Origin of the sequence: Methylobacterium indicum (assembly GCF_001043895.1) — a bacterium.
Classification (GTDB): domain Bacteria; phylum Pseudomonadota; class Alphaproteobacteria; order Rhizobiales; family Beijerinckiaceae; genus Methylobacterium; species Methylobacterium indicum.
Map to the genome: position 1 here is coordinate 1 of NZ_JTHF01000078.1, position 23,295 is coordinate 23,295.

At 69.7% G+C, this 23,295-nt stretch carries 18 protein-coding genes, 1 pseudogene and 1 other annotated feature; of the genes and pseudogenes, 7 read left to right on the forward strand and 12 right to left on the reverse strand.

Going from position 1 to position 23,295, the window contains the following annotated elements:
* Positions 1-17 precede the first annotated feature (17 nt).
* Both QR78_RS09620 and QR78_RS09625 read right to left on the reverse strand, forming a co-directional pair.
* Complete coding sequence (locus QR78_RS09620; RefSeq protein ID WP_048427293.1) at positions 18-326, reverse strand: hypothetical protein; 309 nt, start codon at positions 324-326, stop codon at positions 18-20.
* Positions 323-865 (reverse strand): hypothetical protein, encoded by a 543-nt coding sequence (locus tag QR78_RS09625; protein ID WP_048427294.1) that lies wholly within the window; start codon positions 863-865, stop codon positions 323-325. Before QR78_RS09625 ends, QR78_RS09620 begins: the two co-directional genes overlap by 4 nt.
* 206 nt (positions 866-1,071) lie before the next feature.
* Here QR78_RS09625 and QR78_RS09630 point away from each other — a divergent pair, with 206 nt between their 5' ends.
* On the forward strand, positions 1,072-1,503 hold the full coding sequence (locus tag QR78_RS09630) for a hypothetical protein (RefSeq protein WP_048427295.1): 432 nt from the start codon (positions 1,072-1,074) through the stop codon (positions 1,501-1,503).
* A 70-nt stretch (positions 1,504-1,573) separates the two neighbouring features.
* Positions 1,574-2,836 (forward strand): annotated as a pseudogene (locus QR78_RS09640) (IS3 family transposase).
* Positions 1,855-1,971 (forward strand) — a sequence feature (AL1L pseudoknot). It overlaps the preceding pseudogene by 117 nt.
* Positions 2,837-2,899: 63 nt before the next feature.
* On the opposite strand, the gene QR78_RS09645 reads toward QR78_RS09640, so the two are convergent.
* From QR78_RS09645 to QR78_RS09685, 9 genes are all read right to left on the reverse strand, one after another.
* Positions 2,900-4,636 (reverse strand): hydantoinase B/oxoprolinase family protein, encoded by a 1,737-nt coding sequence (locus QR78_RS09645; RefSeq protein WP_048427297.1) that lies wholly within the window; start codon positions 4,634-4,636, stop codon positions 2,900-2,902.
* Entirely contained in the window at positions 4,629-6,785 is a 2,157-nt protein-coding gene (locus tag QR78_RS09650; RefSeq protein WP_082171873.1) for a hydantoinase/oxoprolinase family protein, read from the reverse strand. Before QR78_RS09650 ends, QR78_RS09645 begins: the two co-directional genes overlap by 8 nt.
* Entirely contained in the window at positions 6,785-8,368 is a 1,584-nt protein-coding gene (locus tag QR78_RS09655) for a hydantoinase B/oxoprolinase family protein (protein ID WP_048427298.1), read from the reverse strand. Before QR78_RS09655 ends, QR78_RS09650 begins: the two co-directional genes overlap by 1 nt.
* Positions 8,365-10,461 (reverse strand): hydantoinase/oxoprolinase family protein, encoded by a 2,097-nt coding sequence (locus QR78_RS09660; protein WP_048427299.1) that lies wholly within the window; start codon positions 10,459-10,461, stop codon positions 8,365-8,367. The genes QR78_RS09655 and QR78_RS09660 overlap by 4 nt, the downstream gene beginning before the upstream one ends.
* Positions 10,462-10,542: 81 nt before the next feature.
* Complete coding sequence (locus QR78_RS09665) at positions 10,543-11,337, reverse strand: ABC transporter permease (protein WP_048427300.1); 795 nt, start codon at positions 11,335-11,337, stop codon at positions 10,543-10,545.
* A gap of 16 nt (positions 11,338-11,353) precedes the next feature.
* Positions 11,354-12,238 (reverse strand): ABC transporter permease, encoded by an 885-nt coding sequence (locus tag QR78_RS09670; RefSeq protein WP_048427301.1) that lies wholly within the window; start codon positions 12,236-12,238, stop codon positions 11,354-11,356.
* Positions 12,235-13,338, reverse strand: a complete 1,104-nt coding sequence (locus QR78_RS09675; RefSeq protein ID WP_048427302.1) for an ABC transporter ATP-binding protein — start codon at positions 13,336-13,338, stop codon at positions 12,235-12,237. The genes QR78_RS09670 and QR78_RS09675 overlap by 4 nt, the downstream gene beginning before the upstream one ends.
* 11 nt (positions 13,339-13,349) lie before the next feature.
* The gene (locus tag QR78_RS09680) at positions 13,350-14,399 is read right to left on the reverse strand and encodes an ABC transporter substrate-binding protein (RefSeq protein WP_048427303.1); all 1,050 of its coding nucleotides are present in this window, start codon (positions 14,397-14,399) and stop codon (positions 13,350-13,352) included.
* A 255-nt stretch (positions 14,400-14,654) separates the two neighbouring features.
* Positions 14,655-15,521, reverse strand: a complete 867-nt coding sequence (locus QR78_RS09685) for a TetR/AcrR family transcriptional regulator (protein ID WP_082171872.1) — start codon at positions 15,519-15,521, stop codon at positions 14,655-14,657.
* A 212-nt stretch (positions 15,522-15,733) separates the two neighbouring features.
* Here QR78_RS09685 and QR78_RS09690 point away from each other — a divergent pair, with 212 nt between their 5' ends.
* From QR78_RS09690 to glnT, 5 genes are all read left to right on the forward strand, one after another.
* Positions 15,734-16,339 (forward strand): helix-turn-helix domain-containing protein, encoded by a 606-nt coding sequence (locus QR78_RS09690; protein ID WP_048427305.1) that lies wholly within the window; start codon positions 15,734-15,736, stop codon positions 16,337-16,339.
* Between the two features lie 634 nt (positions 16,340-16,973).
* Entirely contained in the window at positions 16,974-17,867 is an 894-nt protein-coding gene (locus QR78_RS09695) for a class II glutamine amidotransferase (protein WP_048427306.1), read from the forward strand.
* Positions 17,867-18,556, forward strand: coding sequence for a protein glxC (locus QR78_RS09700; RefSeq protein ID WP_048427307.1), 690 nt, complete (start codon positions 17,867-17,869; stop codon positions 18,554-18,556). Before QR78_RS09695 ends, QR78_RS09700 begins: the two co-directional genes overlap by 1 nt.
* Positions 18,556-19,890, forward strand: a complete 1,335-nt coding sequence (locus tag QR78_RS09705; RefSeq protein WP_048427308.1) for an FMN-binding glutamate synthase family protein — start codon at positions 18,556-18,558, stop codon at positions 19,888-19,890. The genes QR78_RS09700 and QR78_RS09705 overlap by 1 nt, the downstream gene beginning before the upstream one ends.
* Positions 19,891-19,959: 69 nt before the next feature.
* The gene (glnT, locus tag QR78_RS09710; RefSeq protein ID WP_048427309.1) at positions 19,960-21,258 is read left to right on the forward strand and encodes a type III glutamate--ammonia ligase; all 1,299 of its coding nucleotides are present in this window, start codon (positions 19,960-19,962) and stop codon (positions 21,256-21,258) included.
* A gap of 398 nt (positions 21,259-21,656) precedes the next feature.
* On the opposite strand, the gene QR78_RS09715 is transcribed toward glnT, so the two are convergent.
* On the reverse strand, positions 21,657-23,072 hold the full coding sequence (locus tag QR78_RS09715; protein WP_048427310.1) for an IS4 family transposase: 1,416 nt from the start codon (positions 23,070-23,072) through the stop codon (positions 21,657-21,659).
* Positions 23,073-23,295: the final 223 nt, after the last annotated feature.

A 23,295-nucleotide genomic window follows, 5' to 3' on the forward strand; every position in this document is an offset into this window, starting at 1 on the left:
CCGAATGAGTCAGTGCACTAGATCGTGACGAAACCGCCGCCCTTCGGCATCGGCGGGAGCGGCGCGGCCTCGAAATTCCCGCAGCCGAACTCGCCCGATGTGGCCGAGAAGGCCGGCCTGGGGTTGTTGCCGATCAGGACGCGGTCGCAGGCGCCGGTCGGCCGCCGGACGCGGCGGCGCGACAAGCCGAGTTGGAACCACTCGTAGGCCCGCTGCTCCTCGTCGGACGGCGCCTTCCAGTGCCGGCAGTGCTTGCACCGACCGGAGCGGGTGTCGGCCGGCTCGTCGAGGACCGGCCCACCGTTGTGCCCGAGGCGCCCGGTCACGGCCGGCCTCCGGCCAGCCCGCTCGCCTCGCACAGCCAGGATCGCAGGTCCTGGCGCATCCGGCCGATCGGCCCGTTGATGACGCTGACGCGGGCGTCGCGCCGCACGCAGCCCATCTCGACGAAGCCGCGCACGAGAGCGTGCATCGCCTCCACGTAGAGTTGCCCGCCGACCAGCGCGACATCCGCGAAGGGCTCGGCGCCGTGCCGGGCCAGCCCGGCGATCTCGGCGCCGGCGTGGATCCCATAGGTGTCGGGCCGACGGGGCGACGGCGGCCTGGGCCAGCGTGTGGTGACGCCACCGGCGATCATTCGCTCGGCGAGATCCTGCGTCAGCCGTGCGTCGTAATCGGCGATCGGCGTCGCCGCGTCCCGGAAACCGTAATGGGCCGAGAGGAAGGCGACCCGGGCGCGCCGGCCGTCCGGATCGGCAGCGCGCAGGGTGCGCCAGAGCGGGCCGTCGTAGCGCGCGAATGCCGGGATGCGATCGGGCTCGGGGCGCTTGGTCGCCGAGCAGGCGAGGATCAGGAGGCGGGGCATCGGCAGAGCTTTCGCGACGGGCGCCGGAGCTCTCTCCGATCCAAAAGCCCGTCGCCTCCCCTGGGCGATCCTCTGACTCCTGTGCTGGCCGGCCACGAAGCCGGTGGGCGTGCCGATCGGGGCGCTCGGATCGTAGAGGCTACATCGCCATCGATGTGTCGAAGGGGGATTCGCCGTTCAACGGGCCATGCTAGCGTGGCCGCATCGTGCCGATCCGTCCCGAACACCGCCACTTCTACCCGATCGACTGGCCGCAGCTCTCGGCGGTGATCCGCTTCGGCCGGGCCGGCGGGCGCTGCGAGGCCTGCGGGCGCCCGCACGGCCATGTAATTGTCTGCCTCAACGAGGGCACCTGGTACGACGCGGAGGCCGGTGGCTGGCGCTCCGGACGCGGCCGGCTTCTGCGCCGCGAACCCGGCGTCGCGGCCCTCGCGACGGTCCGGCTGACCATCCCGATCCTGGCGACCTGCCACCGCGAGCATGACACCAGCCGCAACGGCGATGCAGATCTCGCCGCCTGGTGCCAGCGCTGCCACCTGATCCACGACCGGCCCGAGCATATCCGGCGGCGCCGCCTGACCTACCTGCGCCGCCGGGCGCTCGGCGACCTGTTCCTCGGCCCCTACCCGCTCTCATAGGAATGCGGGGCGGCTTTGCTTGAACCGCCCCGGGTTTCCCGGAGGCTTCAACTTCTGAGAGGATGGAGCCATGACGAAGCGAACAACCCCGTTTTCCCCTGAGGTGCGCGAGCGTGCCGTGCGGATGGTGTGCGAGCACGAAGGCGAGCACGGCTCGCAATGGTCGGCGATCCAGTCGATTGCGGCCAAGATTGGCTGCTCGGGCGAGACGCTGAGGAACTGGGTGCGTCAGTCCGAGCGGGATCAGGGCGTGGGTCCTGGCCAGACGACGGACGAACGCGAGCGGATCAAGGCGCTTGAACGTGAGAACCGTGAGCTGCGCCAAGCCAACGAGATCCTGCGCAAAGCATCGGCGTATCTTGCCATGGCGGAGCTCGACCGCCGGTCTCGGCCATGATCAGCTTCATCGACGAGCATCGAGCCGCCTACGGGGTCGAGCCGATCTGCAGGGTATTGCCGATCGCCCCGTCGACCTACTACGCGCATGCTGCCCGGCGCGCCGATCCGGACAAGCAACCGGCTCGTGCTCGCAGCGACGCGGCGTTGATGATCGAGATCCAGCGTGTGTTCGAGGCGAACTTCTGCGTCTACGGCGTGCGCAAGATCTGGCGGCAACTGGCCCGGGAGGGGATCGTGACCGCGCGATGCACGGTGACGCGGCTGATGCGCCGATTGGGCTTGGCGGGGGTGGTGCGGGGCAGGACCGTGCGCACCACGATCCCCGACCCGGCCGCAGCTTGCCCCCTCGACCGCGTCAACCGTCAGTTCAAGGCTCCCCGGCCGAACGCCCTGTGGGTCAGCGACTTCACGTACGTGGCGACGTGGTCGGGCTTCGTCTATGTGGCCTTCGTCATCGATGTGTTTGCCCGGCGCATCCCCCGGGTCCGGCTTCGCCGGCCCGAGGACAGGCTCTGGCTGGCGGGCCTCACGCAGTGCTCATGCGAGCTTCGTTCTGGATGCTCTGGAGCAGGCCCTGCACGAGCGCCGTCCCGTCCAGGGCAGCGGTCTGGTGCACCACTCGGACCGCGGCTCGCAATACTTGGCTCTCCGGTACACAGAGCGCCTGGTCGGTGCGGGCATCGAGCCGTCGGTCGGCAGCGTCGGCGACAGCTACGACAACGCCTTGGCGGAAACGATCAACGCCCTGTTCAAGGCGGAGGTCATCCACCGGCGCGGCCCATGGCGCTCCATCATAGCGGTCGAGTATGCCATTCTGGAGGGGGTCGACTGGCACAACCATCGCCGCCTGCCCGCGCCGATCGGCAACGTCCCGCCCGTCGAGGCCGAAGCGCGCTATCATGCCAACGTCCGCGACCAAGCCCTGGCCGCCTGACCCAAGACAAACAGCCGCCGAGAAACCCGGAGCGGTTCAGTCGCACCGCGACCTCGGCTTCGCTCAGGCCATGCGAAGCCGCTCCCGACGAAGGGCTTCCGTGGCCGCCGGATCGAGGCACGGGCGGTCCTCACCGGCAATCACCACGCCGTACTGCGCCTCCGCCGCCGCCCGGCTCACTTTCTCCTCGATCACGTCCCGGAGCACTAGAGCAGGATCGCGGGTCAGGGGATCGCCCCAGCCGCCGCCGGAGGGCGTGACGTGGAGGAAGACGTCGCCCCGCCGCAGACGGACCGGAACCGTCACCAGCACCGGCAGAATGCGCTCCGTGGTGCCCGAGAGCACGCGGTTGACCGGTCCGCTGCCGGCCTGACCGCCGTCGAGGCCGTGCGGGGGGAAGTCGCGCTTGTCCGAGCGCAGGGTGAGGATCCCGGTCTCGCCAAGGAACTCGTATTCGCGCAGAAGCGCGTGGCCGCCGCGCTGGCGCCCAGGGCCTCCCGTGTCCGGGGCGATGCCGTAGCGCCGGACCCGGATCGGGAAATTGGCCTCGATCAGCTCGACCGGGACGTTGGCCTGGTTGGCGCCCATATGCGGTACGCCTTCCTGGCCGTCATGGCCCCGCGCCGCGCCCCAGCAGCCCATCAGGGTCTCGGAGAACACGAAGGGGCGCCCGTCGTGCCAGCCGCCGATCGCCGGCACCGAGGCACCGCCCGGGCCGTCCGCCGTGACGCGGTCGGGGAGCACCGGGGCGAGCGCCGCGATCACGCAGTCGATGATGCGGTAGCCGGTGATGCCGCGCGCGCCGGTCGGCGCAGGGTAGACCGCGTTCACCACGGTGCCGAGGGGCGCCGTCACCGTCACCGCCCGGGTGAAGCCGTGGCAGTTCGGCAGCTCGGAGCCCATGATCGAGCGCAGCGCCGTGTAGACCCCCGCCTTGGTGAAGGGCAAAGGCGTGTTGACCCCGCCCTCGACCTGGGCCGAGGTGCCCGCCCAGTCGATCGTGATCGCGTCGCCCGCCACCGTCACGGCGACCTCGAACACGATCGGCTCGGGGGTCTCGCCAAGACCGTCGATGTGGTCGGTGAAGCGGTAGGTGCCGTCGGGGATCTCGCGGATCTCGGCCCGGGTCAGGCGCTCGGTGTAGTCGTGCAGTTCCTCGGCATAGGCCAGCACCTCCTCGACCGAGTATCGAGTCATCAGCTCGGTCAGGCCGCGCCGGGCGGCGGCGCAGGCCGCGATCTGGGCGTTGAGGTCGCCGGTGAGCTGGTCGGGCACCCGCACGTTCAGGCGCAGGATCTCCCACAGCTTGGCGTCCGGCCGGCCACGCTCCTCGAGTTTGAGGAAGGGCACCCGGATCCCCTCCTGGATGATCTCGGTCGCGCCGAGCGCGTTGGAGCCCGGCACGATGCCGCCGACATCGGCATGGTGCGCGACCGTGGTGGCCCAGCCGACGAGGCGCCCGTCGAGGAAGATCGGCTGCACGATGTAGAAGTCGGGCAGGTGCTGGCCGGCCGCCGCGTAGGGGTCGTTGCCGATGAAGGTGTCGCCGTCGTGCACGTCGTCGGCGTAGCGGACGATCAGGTGGCGCATGGCGTCGTAGAACGAGCCGAGATGCATCGGCGTCGTCACGCCCTGCGCCAGGGTCTGCCCCTCGGGGTCGCAGAGCGCGGTCGAGAAGTCCATCGAGTCGCGTACGATCGGCGAATGGGCGGCCCGCATCAGGATCAGAGCCATCTCGTCGGCAATGGTGTCGAAGGCGTTCTTCATCACCTCGAGGCGGATCGGGTCGATGTCACGCATGGGTGGGGCTCCACGGGGCGAGGCTCTGTCCGATGATGGCGTCCGAGGCCCGGGGGTTCGTGGTCCCGATCCCGAGCGCGATCAGGATGTTGCCGTCGGGATCGAGGCGAGCGGTGGCGTCGGGCGGCACCAGGGTGGTGCCCTCGTATTCCTCGATCACCAGGGGGCCGGGGCGGCTTCCGGCCGCGAGGTCGGCCCGGCCGATCACCGGAGTGTCGTGGGCGCCGAGCCCGCGCCCGAAATAGACCCGGCGGGTCTCCCGGGGCGTCTCTACGGCACGGCCGCGGCCCGGCGCCGATGCGTCCCGGGGCAGGCGCCCGGTCACCCGCAGGGTGACGATCTCGATCGGGTTGCCCGGCAGGTCGTAGCCGTAGCTGCGCCGGTGCGCCTCGGAAAAGAGAAGCGGCGCTTGGCCGAGGTCGCGGCCCGCGTCGAAGTCGAGGGTCAGCTCGAAGGCCTGTCCGGCATAGCGCAGGTCGGCGGCGCGGGTGAGGACCAGCCGCTGCCGGGTCTCGCCCAGCTCGGCGAGGACCTGCTCCTCCAGGACTCCGTAGGCGGCCTCCAGGGCGGCGGGGTCGGCGGCGTCGAGGTGGCGCAGATGCGCGACGGAGGCGCCGGTCTCGACCTCGGCATAGAGGAGGCCGAGCGCGCTGAACACGCCGGCCCCCGGCGGCACCACGATCCGGGTGATGCCGAGCGCCCGGGCGAGGGAGGCCGCGTGGATGCCGCCATTGCCCCCGAAGGCGAGGAGCGCGAAGTCGCGCGGGTCGCGCCCGCGATAGGTCGAGACGCTCTTCACCGCCCGGGTCATCACGGTGGTCACCAGTTCGTGGACGCCGTGGGCGGCCTCGTCGAGGGACAGGCCGAGAGGCTCGGCCACGCTCTCGCGCAGGGCCCGCCGGCTCGCTCCGGCGCTGATCGGCACGCTGCCGCCGGCGAGCGCTCGCGGGTTGAGGTAGCCGAGGACGACGTTGGCATCGGTGACAGTCGGCGCCGTGCCGCCGGCCTCGTAGCAGGCCGGGCCCGGCACGGCACCGGCAGAGTGCGGGCCGACCTTCAGCGCCCCGGCCTTGTCGATCCAGACGATCGAGCCGCCGCCGGCCCCGACCTCCGAGATGTCGATCACCGGCAGCTTGAGGGCGTAGCCGCCGCCCTTCGACAGCTTGGAGGAGAGCGAGATGCCGCCACCGACCTCGTACTCGTCGGTGCGCGAGAGCGCGCCGTTCTCGATCAGAGAGGCCTTGGCGGTGGTGCCGCCCATGTCGAAGGAGATCACGTCGAGGAGTCCCGCCGCCGCGCCGCGGTGGCGGGCGCCGAGCACCCCGGCGGCCGGGCCGCACTCGACGATCTGGGCCGGGCGGCGCATCACCGTGCGGGCATCGACGATGCCCCCGGCCGAGTGCATCATGAACAGCCGCTCGGGCAGCCCCTCGGCGGCGAGCCGGGCGACGAGGGATTCGAGGTAGGCCCGCACTGCCGGCCCGACATAGGCGTTGATCACCGTGGTCGAGGTGCGCTCGTATTCGCGCATCTCCGGCAGCACGTCGACGGAGAGGGACACGAAGGCGCCGGGCAGGCGCTCGTGCAGCAGCGCGCCGATGCGTCGCTCGTGGGCCGGGTTGGCGTAGGAATGCAGCAGGCAGACCGCCACCGCCTGGACGCCTTCGGCGGCGAGCCGGTCGATCGCCCGGATCACGCTCGCCTCGTCGAGGGGTGTGAGCACCCGGCCGGCGAAGTCGAGCCGCTCGTCGACCTCAAGGCGCAAGTCGCGCGGCACCAGCACCGGGGGCTTGCGGTAGAGCGGGTCGTAGAGCCGCGGCACGCGGATGCGGCGCAGCTCCAGCACGTCGCGAAACCCCGCGGTGGTGATGAGGCCGGTCTTCGCGCCCTTGCCCTCCAGGATCGCGTTGGTGGCGACCGTGCAGGCGTGCAGCACCTCCGACACCGCGCCGACCGGCACGCCCTCGGCCGCCAGGATCTGGCGGATGCCCTCGACGACGCCGCCCGCGTAATCCGCCGGGGTCGAGGGGACCTTGCGGGTCGCGATGCGCCCGTTTGGGTGGATCAGCGCGACATCCGTGAAGGTGCCGCCGATATCGGCGGCGACCCGCACGCCGCCCCGGTCGATGCCGCTCGTCAGGCCAGTCATCACGGCGCTCCCCATCCGCCCCCGCAGGGGGTCTCCACGATCACCACTTCGTCGGCGCCCACGCTGTACGAGCCCTTGCCCGGCAGGATGCGGACCGTGCCGTCCCGGTCGACCAGGCGGTTGAGGCCGGGCTTCCCGTCCTCGCCCCCGTGCAGGCCGTAGGGCGCGTGGCGGCGCCGGTCGGTCTGGAGCGAGACCCGGGCCTCGTGATCGAGGACCCGCAGCGCCCGCACCACGCCGCGCCCGCCGGGATGCCGGCCGCACCCGCCGGGCTCCCCGCGCAGCTCGTAGCGCTCGACCCGCAGGGGATAGGCGATCTCGAGGGATTCGACCGGCGTGTTGAGGGTGTTGGTCATGTTGACCTGGACCGCATCCATGCCGGGCCCGCGCGGGCGCCCGCCCTGGCCGCCGCAGATCGTCTCGATGTAGGTGTAGGACCGGCCGGTGCGCGGATCGCGCCCGCCGATGCCGATCAGGTTCATGGTGCCCTGGCTCGCCGCCGGGATGCGGTCGGGCGCGACCTGCGCGAAGGCGCGCAGCACCGTGTCGCAGACCCGCTGCGTCGTCTCGGTGTTGCCGGCGCAGACCGCGGCCGGGGCCTGAGCGTCGAGAACGCTGCCCTCGGGGATGCGGATCTCGATCGCCCGCAGCACGCCGGCATTCGGCGGCAGGGTCGGGTCGGTCAAAACCTTGACGGCGAAGAAGGCGGCCGACTGCGCCATCGGGGCGACGGCGTTGACGTTGCCGGCGCGCTGCGACGCGGTGCCGGAAAAGTCGAGCACCAGGCGCTCGGGCGTGACCGTCACGGAGAGCCGGATCGGCACCGGCTCGTCCGAGGTGCCGTCGTCGTCGAGGCAATCCTCGGCGACGTAGGTCCCGGGCGGCAGCTCGGCGAGGCGCCGCCGCATCCGCCGCTCGGAATAGTCGAGGATCGCGTCGAACCCGGCGACGAGCGCGTCGGCGCCGTAGCGCCCGGCGAGCTCGGCGAGGCGGCGCGCCCCGACCCGCAGGCTGGCGAGCTGGGCGTTGAGGTCGCCGCGGCGCTCCTCGGGCGTGCGGACATTGGCGAGGATCAGCGCCATCACGTCGGCCTGCTCCGTGCCCGCGCGCACCAGGCGCACCGGCGGGATGATCAAGCCCTCCTGGAACACCTCGGTCGAGCGGCCCGGCATCGAGCCGGGCTCCATCCCGCCGACGTCGGAATGGTGGGCCCGGCAGGCGAGGTAGCCGACGAGCCGGTCATCGACATCGCCGCGGACATGGACCGGCGCCACCAGGGTGATGTCCGGCAGGTGGGCGCCGCCGACGAAGGGATCGTTGACGACGATCACGTCGCCGGGATCGAGCGGGCCGGAGCGGGCGAGGATCGCCGGCATCGCCCGCATCATCGCGCCGAGATGGACCGGGACGTGCTCGGCCTGGGCGACGAGCTGCGCCCGCGCGTCGAAGATCGCCGTCGAGGCGTCCATCCGCTCCTTGATGTTGGGCGAGAAGGCGGTGAGCTTGAGCACCGCCCCCATCTCCTGCGCCACCGCTTCGAGGGCGTTGCGCAGCACCTCCAGGGTGATCGGATCGACGATCATGCGGGCATCTCCACGATCAGGCTGCCGGACGCATCGACGACGGCGCGGTCGCCCGGGTAGAGGATGGTGGTGGCCGAGACCTCCTCGATGACCGCCGGCCCGTTGACGACGTTGCCAGCGCGCAAGGCGGCGCGGGCGTAGACCGGCGTGTCGTGGAAGCGCGGCTCCTCGGTCCGCGACAGCGCCTCGAAATAGACCGGGCGCGAGCCGGTCCGGGCGTCGGGCGGCGGCACCGCCCCGCCCTCGTCCAGGACCGGCAGGACCGGGGTGTCGATCCGCCCGACCGCGGTGACGCCGAAGCTGACGCACTCGACGGGGGCGGAGAGGTCGGCATGGCCGAAGCGGGCGCGGTGGGCGTCGTGGAAGCGGGCCGGCAGCGCCGCCCATTCCGCCTCGCCGAGGCGCACGTGCAGGCCGATCGGCAATTCGTAGCTCTGGCCGACATAGCGCATGTCGACGAAGGCGGTGATCGTGCGCCGGTCCGGCGGGACGGCGTCCGCGGCGAGTAGGGCGTCGCCGCGGGCCGTCAGCGCCGCGACGATGCCGGCGGCCCGGTCGGCCGCGAAGGCGGCGTGGGCGCCGACATGGGTCTCGACGAGGTCGTGGCGCAGGTCCGACACGAGCTGGCCGAGGGCGCACAGGATGCCGGGGGTCGGCGGCACCAGGAGGCGAGGGATCGCCAGGTCGCGGGCGACCGGGGTCCCGTGCATCGGCCCGGCGCCGCCGAACGGCACCAGGGCGAAGTCCCGCGGGTCGAGTCCGCGCTCCACCGACACCACCCGGATGCCGCGCACGATGGTGGCGTGCGCCACCCGCAGGATGCCGGCCGCCGCCGCGACGACGTCGAGGCCCAGCGGCTCGGCGATGGTCGCCAAAGCCGCGCGGGCCGCCGCGGCGTCGAGGGTCAGGTCACCGCCCAGCCGGGTGTCGGGGCCGAAGCGGCCGAGCACCAGGTTGGCATCGGTGACGGTCGGGCGGGTGCCCCCGCGCCCGTAGCAAGCCGGTCCCGGCACCGCCTCGGCGCTCATCGGCCCGACCCGCAGGGCGCCGCCCTCATCGATCCAGGCGATCGAGCCGCCGCCGGCCCCGATCGCGTTGATGTCGATGACCGGCAACCGGATCGGCACCGTCTCGAGCCGCGCCTGCCGGGTGACGATCGGCTGACCCTCGCGGATCAGGCTGATGTCGGTCGAGGTGCCGCCGATATCCATCGTGACGATGTCGCGGATGCCCGCGAGCCCGGCGACGTGGGCGCTGCCCACCACGCCCCCGGCGGGGCCCGACAGCACGGTGTGGACCGGCTTCTCGCGGGCCGAATCGAGGGTCATCAGCCCGCCCGAGGCCTCGATCACCATCACGGGGCTCGCCCCGGGCAGGCCGAGGCCATCCTCCCGGTCGGCGAGCAGCCCCGCCAGGGAGCCAAGATAGGTCTCCATGATCGGGCGCAGATAGGCGTTCAGCACCGCGGTCGAGGCGCGCTCGAACTCGCGGAACTCGGCCACGATCTCGGTCGAGGCGCAGACCGGCACCCCCGGCAACAGGCTTTCCAGGACCGCCTTGGCGGCCCGCTCGTGCGCCGGGTTGGCGTAGGAATGCAGGAACGTCACCGCGACGGCCTCGACGCCGCGTGCCCGCATGTCGGCGGCGGCGGCTTCGAGGTCGGCGAGGGAGAGCGGCTCGATCTCGCGGCCGGCGGCGTCGATGCGGCCGGCGGCGGTGTAGCACAGCTCCTGCGGCACCAGCGGCGGCGGCCGGACGTCGTCGAGGTCGAACAGGCTCGGGCGGTCCTGGCGGCCGATCAGCAGGAGATCGCGAAAACCCCGGTTGGTGACGAAGGCGGTGCGGCCGCCCTTGCGCTGGATCACCGCGTTCGTCGCCGTGGTCATGCCGTGGCCGACATAGGCGATGTCCGTCCCCGCGAGCCCCTGCGCGGCGACCGCCCGCTTCAGGCCCGCGACGGTGCCCAGCGCCCGGTTGCCGGGGGTCGTCGGCACCTTGGAGACGCTGATGCGGCGGTTCGCCTCGTCGTAGGCGATGCTGTCGGTGAAGGTGCCCCCGACATCGGAGGCCACCCGGAGCCGGGGCGCGGCCATGTTCGCTCCTCTACTTTTGATAACTATAACGTTTCCGTTACTTTCTGACGGTGCGGAAAGGGGCTAAAGGCCCACTCCCCGCTATTTCACGAAGGTCCGCGACAGACCTGCGGTGCGATCGACGACGAGCACGATCACCAGCGTGAGGGCGATCAGCAGCACCGAGACCGCGGCGACGAGCGGGTCGGCCTCGTTCTCGACGTGATGGAACATCCAGACCGGCAGGGTCGACAGGCGCGGCCCGGTGAGGAACAGCGAGATCACCACCTCGTCGAAGGACACAAGAAAGCAGAGCGCGGCCGCTGCGGCGAGCCCCGGGCGGATCGCCGGCAGGGTCACGCGCCAGAACACCCGCAAGGGCGAGGCGCCGAGCGTCGCGGCCGCCTCCTCCGCCGCGAGCGGCGCGCCCGCCAAGGCCGTCGACAGGATCCGAAGCGCATAGGGCAGGGTGACCACCAGGTGGGCGGCGACAAGGCCCGGAAAGGTGGCGAGCAGCCCGAGCGGCGCGAACACGATCAGGATCGCGAGGCCCAGCACGATCGCCGGCAGCAGGAGCGGCGCGGTGAGGAAGCTCTCGATCGCGCTCACCCAGCCCCAGCGCAGCCGCACCAGGGCCATCGCCGCCGGCAGGGCGATGAGCAGGCTGAGCGCCGTCACGACCAGGCCGAGGGCGACGCTGGTCGCGAAGACGTCGAGAACGGCCCCGCCCGTAAAGGCCGCGCGATACCAGCGCAGGCTCCAGCCAGAGGGCGGGAACGACAGGTAGGGATCGGCGCTGAACGAGATCGGGATCGTGATCAGCACCGGCGCCAGCAGGAAGGCCAGCAGCGGCAGGGCCAGGAGGATCAGGCCGAGGGGGGGCTTGCGCTCGTCCATGGTATCCGATCCTTCGTTACCCGATCCTGCGCACGAGGCGGCCGTAGAGGACGAGGGCGAGGCCGAACATTGCCAGGATCACCATCGACAGGGCGGCGGCGAGCGGCCAGTTCAGCGTGACCATCGCCTGGTCGTAGATCTCGGTGGCGAGCAGGAAGACCCGGCCGCCCCCCAGCAGCTTCGGGGTGATGAAGGAACTGAGCGCCAGCACGAAGGTGAGCAGGCAGCCGAGCGCGATCCCCGGCAGGGTGAGCGGCAGGACCACCCGCAGGAAGGTGCGCCAGGGCGAGGCGCCGAGCGTCATCGCCGCTTCCTCGTAGCGTGGATCGAGGCGCCCGAAGCCGGCGAGCAGCGACAGGATCATGTAGGGCATCAGGATCTCGGTGAGCCCGATCACCACACCCACCGTGTTGAACATCAGGCGGAGCGGCGCCGACAGCCCGAGCGCCATCAGCATCCCGTTGACGAGGCCCTGGTCGTAGAGCAGCGCGACCCAGCCATAGGTGCGCACCACCGCCGAGGTCAGGAGCGGGGTGACCACGAGCACGAGGAGCAGGGTGCGGATCGTGCCGCGGCAGCGGTGGATCAGCAGCGCGATCGGGTAGCTCAGGACCAGGGTGAGCCCGGTGATGAGCGCGCAGGTCCGCACGCTGTCGACGAGGAGCCCGGCATAGAACCCATCGGTGAGGATCGCCTGCCAGCTCGACAGGTCGAAGGTCTCGCGCAAGGTGCCGGTCGCCTCGACCTTCAGGAAGGAGAGGCGCAGGAGGTTGAGCACCGGCACGACGAAGCCGAGCAGGTTGACGGCGACGATCGCCGCGAGCAGGGCCGGACCGGCGGCGGGGCGCACCGGGCTTCCACCGCGAGGCGTGGTCGGTGCGACGGCGAGGGCGGCGGTCACGGGCGCATCCTCCCGTCTCGCGCGACGGCTGCGAACAGCAGGGTGTCGTCCGGCCGCCACGACAGCCGCACCGGCGTGCCGGGCGCCACCGGCCCGGCATCGGAGCGCGTCGCCTCCTCGACGCCGATCATGGCGTCGCCGACCGCGACCTCGTAATGCAGCACGTCGCCCGCGAAGGTCGTGCGCGCCACGGTGCCGGCGACGGTGTTGAGGCGCCCTTCGGCGTCCTCGACCGGGGCCGAGGCCGGGCGCAGGGCGATGCGGTGGGGCCGGATCATGACCTCGACCGGCCCCTCGGCCGGGCCCGCCCCGGTGATGCGCGCCTCGCCGAGCCCGACAATGCCGCCGGCGGCCCGGGCCCGGAACTGGTTGATGCGCCCGACGAAGCTGGCGACGAACGGGGTCGCGGGCCGCTCGTAGAGGTCGAGGGGGGGGCCGAGCTGCTCCAGCCGCCCGCCATTCATCACCGCCACCTTGTCGCACATCGTCAGCGCCTCGACCTGGTCGTGGGTGACGAAGATCGCCGTGATGCCGAGGCGCTGCTGGATCTCGCGGATCTCGATTCGCATCTCGTCGCGCAGCTTGGCATCGAGGTTGGACAAGGGTTCGTCGAGGAGCAGGATCTGCGGCCGGATCACCAGGGCGCGGGCGAGCGCCACCCGCTGCTGCTGGCCGCCGGAGAGCTGGGCCGGGCGGTGCTCCTCCTTGCCGGTGAGGCGCACCAGCGCGATCGCCTCGCGCACCCGCGCCTCGCGCTCGGCCCGGCCGATGCCCCGCATCTCAAGCCCGAAGGCGACATTGCGGGCGACCGAGAGATGCGGGAACAGGGCGTAGGACTGGAACACCAGGCCCATGTCGCGCCGATGGGTCGGCACATCGGTGAGGTCGCGGCCGCCGACGACGATCCGCCCGCCGCTCGCCGGCACCAACCCCGCCACCATGCGCAGCGAGGTGGTCTTGCCGCAGCCCGACGGCCCCAGGAAGGCGAGAAGCTCGCCCCGCGCCACGTCGAGGTCGAGGCCGTCGACGGCGGTGAACCCGCCGTAGCGCTTGGTCAGGCCGCGGATCGCGAGGTGGCCGGGCGCATCGGTGGCGGTCATCGCCCTCTCCCTCACCGGCTCAGCGGGATGACGCGGCGGCGCCACTGCTCGAGGATCGCGTCGCGTCGCCCGGCCATCGCGATCCAGTCGAGGGGGATCATCCGGTCGGAGGAGCCGATCGCGGTGCGGGCCATCGCCTCCGGCGAGACCGACGCCCGCGCCTTGGCGTTGGAGGGGGCGTAGAACATTGCCTCGGTGAAGGCCTTCTGGGCCTCGGCGCCGAGCGCGTAGTCGATGAATTTCTTGGCCGCGGCGGCGTTCGGACTGTTGGCCGTCAGGTTGATGGTATTGACTTGGAAGACGCTGCCTTCCTTCGGCAGCACAGCCGCCAGCTTGCCGCCGGAGATGTCGTGGTTGAGTTGCGCGCGGGCGTTCCAGCCGACCCCGAGGGCGGCCTGGCCGGAGACGATCGGCGCGTAGACCTCGGGCCGCGGGTCCCAGGTCTGGACGTTGGGGGCGATGGTGCCCAACGCCGCGATGCCCTTGTCGACGCTCTTGAGTGGATCCTGCCCGCCCTCCGCCTTGTCGAGGACGACCGTCAGCGCCAGCCCGACGATGTCGGGCATCGCCGGGATGGCGACCCGGCCGGCATAGGCCTTGTCGCGCAGGACGAACCAGGAATCCGGACGCGGCTTGACGAGGTCGGTGTTGGTGAGAAGCACGAGGTTGTCGAAGGTGACGCCGGCCCCGGCGAGCTCCGGACGTCGCGCCTCGGGCACCAAGTCCTTGATATTGGGAATCTCGGCCTCGTCGAGCTTGGCGAACAGGCCCTCGTCGGTGCCGGCTTTCGAGACCGCGAGGTCCATGATCACCACGTCGACCTGCGGCGCCGCCTTCTGGGCACGCAGCGTACCGAGCATCTGGGCCGAGCTCGGCAGGCCGAAATAGCTGACCTTGATGCCGGGATTGGCCTTCTCGAACGGCTCGATCACCGCCTTGGTGTAGCGCTCCTGGAACAGGACCGGGAACGACATCAGGTTGACGGTCTCGGCCGCGGCCGGCCCGGCGAGGAGCCCGAGCAGCAGGGCGGTGCCGGACAGGATCTGGGTGACGGGCCTCATCGAACACCTCGCAAGAACGGGGTTTCTGGGACGAGATTTTTTGGCGAATGCGCTTTTTCGGGATCGGCCCGCACGTCAAAACTCTGCCGGTCGCGAAACGACAGCTCCGAATCCCGGACAGATCACGCGTGCCCGGGATAATCGGTCCCGTCGCAGGCAGGCATCGTGCCCCGGTCACTCGATCGAGAGGCTCGCCGCCGCGGCGCACCGGCGTGCTCTCGACCCAGCGGAAGGTAACAGTAACGGTTCCGTTACTCAAGCGGATGTCGGAGTCGGGCGTGCCGGTTTGTCCGCCACCGGTGCGAGAAAGCTGTGCACCACGCTCACGATGTGAGCAAGACGTTCCTCGCCGATCGCCGGGTTCGCCGCTGCGGGACCGAAGGTCGCCGCGATCGTGTGCTTGTTCGCGACGGAGAACCAGCACATCGCCGAGATCGAGATCCACAATTGCACCGGGTCGATGCCGGAGCGGAACTCGCCACTGGCCTCGCCGCGCCGCACGATGTCTTGTATCAACTCGACCAGGGACGACCGGAGACGCGGCAGCTGCTCGGAGGCGGCGATGTGCTCGGCCTTGCACAGGTTCTCGGTCGATACGAGCGAGATGAAGTCCTCGTGCTCGAGATAGTACGTCCAGGTAAACCGGATCAGTTGGGTGATGGCGTCCCGGGGCGCCAGGCGCTCCAGGCCAAGGCCCTGCTCGGCCTGGCGCATCGCCGCGTAGGCGGTCTCGAGCACGGTTCGGAACAGCTCGTCCTTGCCGCCGAAGTGGTGGTAGACGAGGCGCTTGTTGGTCTTGGCGGCCTCGGCGATGTGCTCGATCTTGGCGCCGGCGAAACCCTCCCGCACGAAGACCGCGTGGGCGGCTTCGAGGATGCGCTGGCGCGTGTTCATCGAGCGCTCGGCCTGGCTGCCGGGCCGATGCGGCCTACCGGTCGTGTCCGCCCCGGGGCCGCCTTCCCGGCCCGTGGGCGCGCGGTCTGTCGTCTTCATCCCGTCCATCCGCGGCGAACGTTTCACCCGCCGGCGCGGGACGGCTCCCGTCCTAGCCGGGCGAGATGGCGCGAACAACCGTCGGAACTCTTTCCGGTCGCGGGCCTCGTGAAGGAACGTTCCGGTCATCGCACCGGGTGTCCTGCGATCAGGCGAGACCGAGGAAGACCGCGAGCGAGCGGGTCACCGGCAGCAGGCGCTCATCGTCGAGAGGCGACATCACCACGAAGTTCGTGACAAGGGCGGCCGGACCGCGCGGGCCGCGGCACAATCCGTTATGCAAAGCCTTGCGGGGGCCGATAGTCCATCGGCCACACGGCTTTCCTGTTCGCGGAACTTTCATGCTGAACACCGGTTCGAACGCACCAGCCGAGGACACCAAGAGCCTCGAACGCGCCCTCGGTCACCAGATCCGCGTCCTTCGCCGGGAACGGGAGTTGTCCGTGGCCGATCTCGGCGCGGCGGCCGGCATCTCGTCGGGCATGGTCTCGAAGATCGAGAACGGGCAGATCGCGCCCTCGCTCGCCACCATCAACGCGGTCGCGCAGGCCCTCAACGTCCCGATCACGACCCTCTTCGCCGCCTTCGAAGAGAGCCGGGACTGCTCCTACGTGCGCAAGGGCACCGGCGTCGTCATTGAGCGTCGGGGCACCAAGGTTGGGCATATCTACGAATTGCTCGGCGCCGGGATCCGCGGGAATACCGTGCTGGAGCCTTATCTCATCACCCTGGAGCATGATGCTGAGGTCTATACCGGCTTTCGCCATGCAGGGATCGAGTTCATCTACATGCTGACCGGCGAGGTCATCTACCGTCATGCCGGCCACGACTACCACCTGAAGCCCGGCGACTCGTTGCTCTTCGATGCCGAGGCGCTGCACGGCCCGCAGACCCTCGTGGAGCGGCCGATGACGTACCTCTCGATCATCGCTTATCCGCGTCCGTAAGGGCGCACGCGGGCGGCCGCACGGCGGTCCCGGCACCGTTCGGCCCGCCGACCGCGCGTTTGCGTCGGCAAAGGCCGTCCTGGCTCCGATCTCGGAGGCCGGAAGGGCAGTCTCCCGGAGCAGGTCGGCTGCGTGGTCGAAAAGGCCACATCCGAAGCCAGCACGCCCGGATGCCGACGCGCCGGTGCAGGTCCATGCGCTTTGGGCTCATGCCTTCGCCGACCTAAGCAGACTTGCGTTGGCAGGCCAACGCTTCGCCCGCTTAGATTATTGATGTGTCGCAGATTTTTGCCGCCGAACCGGTGTCCACTTCGGCGAAATCTGCTTAGCTGTGCAGGAACCGGTCGCCCACGCCCGCTGCGAGATCCGGGCCACGGTCGGCCTCGTGCCGGTCCGTCATCCTCTGCGACACCGCGGCAGCTCGCGTCCGACCCACCCCTCCAGCGATCGAGCCGGCGCTGGTGTCCGGGCGGGTCTTTCGCGCCTGCGCCGTCGGTCTGGCCTGCGACGGCTCGAACCGGTCGCCCAGGCTTCCGGTGAGTTTCCTGTAGAGAAATTTTTGTTATAACTGGTTGACGAAATCCCGACGCTATGCGATCGATATTCCATCATATGAGATGGGGATCGCCAGCCCATGTGTGGGATCGTCGGCCTTTTTCTAAAGAATTCGAAGCTGGAACCACAGCTGGGATCTCTTCTTTCCGCAATGCTGGAAACGATGACGGAGCGGGGTCCCGACAGCGCTGGCTTTGCCATCTATGGATCTGATGTCCTCGGTGTGAAGTTGACCTTGCGCGGGCCGGATCCGGCGACCCTGGCCGGAGTGATCTCCGACCTGGAGACTGCAACCGGCCATTCCTGTCAGAAAAGTCCACGCGACACCCATACGGTGCTGTCGGTCCCGGCCGGCGCCGAGGCGGAGGTGCGTGCCTGGCTCGCCGCGAAGGCCCCCGGCATCGACGTCGTGTCGGCCGGGCAGCGGATGGAGATCTACAAGGAGGTGGGGCTGCCCGCCTCCGTCGCCGAGCGGTTCGACCTCGCCGGCATGTCGGGCAGCCACGGCATCGGCCATACCCGCATGGCGACCGAGAGCGCGGTGACCACGAACGGCGCCCATCCGTTCTCGACCGGGCTCGACGAGTGCCTCGTGCACAACGGCTCCTTGTCGAATCACAACGACCTGCGCCGCCGGCTGAGCCGCGAGGGGCTGACCTTCGCCACGCGGAACGACACCGAGGTGGCGGCCGGCTATCTCACCTGGCGGATGCGCGAGGGCGCCAGCCTCGGTCAGGCGCTCCAGTCGAGCCTGACCGACCTCGACGGCTTCTTCACCTTCGTCGTCGGGACCAGGACGGGCTTCGCCGTCCTGCGCGATCCCATCGCCTGCAAGCCCGCCGTCATGGCCGAGACGGACGATTACGTCGCCTTCGGATCCGAATACCGCGCCCTCGTCGACCTGCCCGGCATCGCGGCGGCCCGGGTCTTCGAGCCCGAGCCGGCCAAGGTCTATGCCTGGGAGCGCCACTGATGCCGACCTTCGACCTGCGTACCGCCTCCCTGCGTGCGTTGAACGGAGCGCTCCACGCCCTCCGGCCCGATACCAACGAGACCCGGTGGACGGTCGTGAACCCCGACGGGCGGCACGCCATCGCGGTGGGCCTCGACGCCCCGATCCAGGTCGAGATCGAGGGGAACGTCGGTTATTACTGTGCGGGAATGAACAAGCAGGCGAGCGTCGTGATCGACGGTCATGCCGGCGTCGGCGTCGCCGAGAACATGCTCTCCGGCTTCGTCCATGTTCGGGGCGATGCGAGCCAGTCGGCCGGAGCCACCGCCCATGGCGGCATGCTCCTGATCGACGGCAATGCCGGCGCACGCTGCGGCATCTCGATGAAGGGCGTCGACATCCTGGTGAAGGGATCGATCGGTCACATGTCGGCCTTCATGGCCCAGGCCGGCACGCTGACGGTGCTGGGGGATGCGGGCGAGGCGCTCGGCGACTCGCTCTACGAGGCCCGGCTCTACGTGCGCGGCACGGTGGCGAGCCTCGGTGCCGACTGCATCGAGAAGGAGATGCGCGACGAGCACCGTGAGCAGCTCTTCGCCAAGCTCAAGGCCGCGGGTCTCGCCGGCGAGGTCGATCCCCGGGAGTTCCGCCGCTACGGGTCCGCGCGCGCGCTCTACCACTTCCACGTCGACAACGCCGGAGCCTACTGATGGCCGAGACTCCCAAGGCCCCGCGCACGACCCCGCGCTACTCGGCCACCTTCTCGCCCGAGGTCATGTCGGAGATCCGCCGGGCGGCGGCGACCGGCATCTACGACATCCGCGGTGCCGGGGCGAAGCGCAAGCTCCCGCATTTCGACGACCTCTTGTTCCTCGGCGCCTCGATCAGCCGCTATCCCCTGGAGGGCTACCGCGAGCGTTGCGGCACCGAGGTGGTGCTGGGCGACCGCTTCGCGAGCAAGCCGATCCGCCTGAGGACCCCGGTGACGATCGCGGGCATGAGCTTCGGTTCGCTCTCGGCCAACGCCAAGGAGGCGCTCGGCCGGGGCGCCACCCTCGCCGGCACCTCGACCACCACCGGCGACGGCGGCATGACCGCCGAGGAGCGAGGCCATTCGCAGACCCTGGTCTACCAGTACCTGCCCTCGCGCTACGGCATGAACCCGGACGACCTGCGTCGGGCCGACGCCATCGAGGTGGTGATCGGCCAGGGCGCCAAGCCCGGCGGCGGCGGCATGCTGCTCGGCCAGAAGATCACCGAGCGGGTCGCCGGCATGCGCTGCCTGCCCCCAGGCGTCGACCAGCGCTCCGCCTGCCGCCACCCGGACTGGACCGGCCCGGACGATCTCGCGATCAAGATCGAGGAGCTGCGCGAGATCACCGACTGGGAGAAGCCGATCTACGTCAAGGTCGGGGCCTCGCGGCCCTACTACGACACCGCGCTTGCGGCGAAATCGGGCGCCGACGTCGTGGTGCTCGACGGCATGCAGGGCGGTACCGCCGCGACGCAGGACGTGTTCATCGAACATGTCGGCATCCCGACCCTGGCGGCCATTCGACCCGCCGTTCAGGCGCTCCAGGACCTCGGGCTTCACCGCAAGGTGCGGCTCGTCGTCTCCGGCGGTATCCGGTCGGGCGCCGACGTCGCCAAGACGCTGGCGCTGGGGGCGGATGCGGTGGCGATCGGAACCGCGGCGCTCGTCGCGCTGGGCGACAACGACCCGCGCTGGGAGGCCGACTACGAGGCACTCGGCACCACGGCCGGTGCCTATGACGACTGGCACGAGGGCCGGGACCCCGCCGGCATCACCACGCAGGATCCCGAGCTCGCCCGGCGGCTCGATCCGGAACTGGCCGGGCGGCGCCTCGCCAATTTCCTCGCGGTCATGACGCTGGAGGCGCAGACCATCGCCCGGGCCTGCGGCAAGAGCCATCTGCACAATCTCGAACCGGAGGATCTCGTCGCGCTGACGATCGAGGCCGCCGCCATGGCGCAGGTGCCCCTCGCCGGGACCGGCTGGATCCCCGGCAAGACGCCGCTCTGAGCGAGGGGGCCGCCCTCGGGCGGCCCCGCCCCATCCCGATCGTGGTCGCCTCTGCCGAGGGTTCAAGCGATGTCGTTCGATGTGTCGACCGCCGCCAGGGAGCGCGGCATCAAGTATTTTCTGGTCTCGTACACCGATCTCTTCGGCACGCAGCGGGCCAAGCTCGTGCCGGCCCCGGCAATCGCGGAGATCTGCCGGGACGGTGCGGGCTTTGCCGGCTTCGCCACCTGGCTCGACATGAGCCCCGCCGATTCCGACCTCGTCGCCATTCCCGATGCCGAGAGGCTGATCCAGCTTCCCTGGCGGCCCGAGGTCGGCTGGCTCCCCGCCGATCTCGCCATGGGTGGCAAGCCGGTGGAGCAGGCGCCGCGCAACGTCCTCAAGCGGCTGATCGCCGATGCGGCGGGCGATGGTCTCCAGATGAAGACCGGCGTCGAGTGCGAGTTCTTCCTGATCACGGCCGATGGTGCCGAGCCGGCGGACACGTCCGACCGGCAGATGAAGCCCTGCTACGATCAATCGGCCCTGATGCGCCGCTACGATGTCATCGCCGAAATCTGCGACGCGATGCTGGCACTCGGCTGGAAGCCGTATCAGAACGATCACGAGGACGCGAACGGCCAGTTCGAGATGAACTGGGATTACGACGATGCCCTCGTCACGGCCGACCGCCACGCCTTCTTCAAGTACATGACCCGGTCGATCGCCGAGAAGCACGGGCTGCGGGCGACCTTCATGCCCAAGCCGTTCATGGACCTGACCGGCTCGGGCTGCCACGCCCACGTCTCGCTGTGGCGCGACGGGCGCAACGTCTTCGCCGACCGCTCGGACGAACTCGGCATGTCGCCGGAAGGCTACCACTTCATCGGCGGCCTGATCCATTCCGCCGACGCCCTGGCGGCGATCACCAATCCATGCGTGAACTCCTACAAGCGGATCAATGCGCCGCGGACGACGTCCGGCGCGACCTGGGCCCCGAACACGGTGACCTATTCGGGCAACAACCGCACGCACATGATCCGGATTCCCGGACCGGGACGCTTCGAGTTCCGCCTCGCGGACGGGGCGGTGAATCCCTACCTGCTCCAGGCCGCGATCCTCGCCGCCGGCCTCGACGGCATTCGCAACCGCCGCGATCCGGGACCGCGCCTCGACATCAACATGTATACCGAAGGCCATCTGGTCGAGGGCTTCAAGCAGCTTCCCCTCAACATGCTGGACGCCATGCGGGCCCTGGCCAACAACGACGTGCTGCACGACGCCCTCGGCTCGTTCGTCCCGAGCTATCTCAAGCTCAAGAACGAGGAATGGAACGCCTATTGCCGTCATCTGACGCAATGGGAGCGGGATACGACGCTCGATTGCTGATCCTGCAACCAGCCCCGGGCCGTGCCCTGTCGCTGGCCGTCGCTTTCGGAGCGGTTGCCTTGGCCGAACCGCCGATCGACGCGGGGGCCGCCTTGGATCTCATCCATGCCCGACGCCGACGATCGTCGAGCACGGATTGCCGTTCCGGTTGACCAGCGCCTCAAGCGCGTGCGTCAACGCATCGATCCCCGTCGCGACCGTCACGACGGAGGGGCAGGTCAGCGTCAGCTCGAAATTCGACGTCCACCCAGGGATCTCACGAGAGCGGGCAGACGGAAGCGTGATCCACCGCCGATCACGAGCTCCCTGGGCATCAGAATGTGATTGGTCACACCGTCTCTCCCGCCAAGGAGCGCCCGCGCCGCGTGACTGCGGTAAGCGCTCGGTGAAGCTTCCTTTTACCCACATCCTGGCGATGTCTGGGCGAGGGCGGCTCCGAGCGCAATGTCGGTGAGCCGTGCAAAGCCACGCCATATGACGAGATTGCCGGGCGGCGGATCGCGTGAGCGGGCGAGGTAGCCACCGAGGCGCGCAACCTTCACCACGTAGGCAAAGAGGGATCGCTCACCGGCTGGCAAGTCGGGCACGAGACGGTCAAGCAGCGCGATCTCGTGGTCGGTCACGGCGAGGTGCGGGTCTGCTCGCGGCGCCGAGCGGCCGATCATGGTCGTCCAGAACACCCGCCACGCCAAGATGCAGTACACGGCGGTGAGCTTGACCAAGCGCTCGGCCGTGCGCAGCCGCGCGTGCTCGGCGCGGCAGCCCGTCTTCAGGATGTGGTGGAACACCTCGATTTTCCAGCGCCGGGCATACCAGTCCAACTTCTCGACGGCCTGCTCGGGACTGTCCACGAGCAAGTCGGTGATCAGTCGCCAGTCGATCGCTGGACGATACTTTGGCGTTTCCGGCTCACGTGCGTGCAGGACGGTGAGTGACAGCGGGGGATAGCGCTTCTGCTTGCCGATCGGCGGTAAAACCGTGATGCGGCGATAGCGGATTTCGACCGAGGCGGTGACGAGCTGCCCTCGCTGATCGCGAACCTCGATCCGATGAAGGCCTTGGACGGCGACCTCATCCATCTCGTTGGCGATCGTGTGCTGGCCGTCACCGGCCAGCCGATCGACGCAGCTGCGCACGATGAAGTGCGTGCCGAGATCATGGGCCAGAGAGAACAATTCGTAGATGTCGCTCTCGCGGTCACCGACATGCACGCAACGGTCCGGCGCGGCAAACAGCGATGTGGACTGGCGAAGGTTCTCCAGCCAGCGGAAGCTCTCTTTCTGCTCGATCGGCACGCGGGTCGGATTGACCTTGCGCTTGAGCGCATTCGTGCCTTTGAACTTCTGCCGCGACCAGAACTTCACGGCCGCAAGCCCGAGCGGCAGGCCGTCGGTGGTCACCGCGAGCGAGGCATGCATGAGCAGGCCACACAGCGTGTGCATGCGAACCTGACCTGCCTTGTCGCGCCCCGTGGTGACGGTGCGGGTGATCCCGACGGCGTCATGGCTCTCGCGCTGGAACGTGAACTCGGTCGTATCTTGGAGGACCAATATAGGGCCCTTATTGGCCCGCACACGCTCGCGTGTCGATGCGAAGTGTCCCGACAGGATCTGCGCCTCGCTGACCCGTTCGTTGGAAAAGAAACGGTATGCGGCTTTGGTGCTGGCCCAGTCCTGGCAAGCAAATGGCAGGCTGGCGCCGAGGCTACGGTCCATCTGTCCGACGAGCCGGTGCAGCCGCTGCTCGAGGCGGGCATCGGCGAAAGTGCTACCGGCGAGTTCCTCTTCCCACCGGCACCGTGTGGCAACGGGCATGAAACACCTCGTCTTCCAAGGGTTCAGGTGCCTCTCAACCAATCACCGGTGAGGCCGATCGCGCAACGCTCCAAGCTTGACCATAGATGTGGGTAAAAGGAAGTCGGTGAAGGCCGCCTTGTGCCTGTAGTGCTTTGCTCTGGATACAGTGTCTGGCGTCAGATGGCGCTGTATCGGCCCTGTGTCTGGACCTATGACCAAATCTCCTCACGTTGTCGTTGCG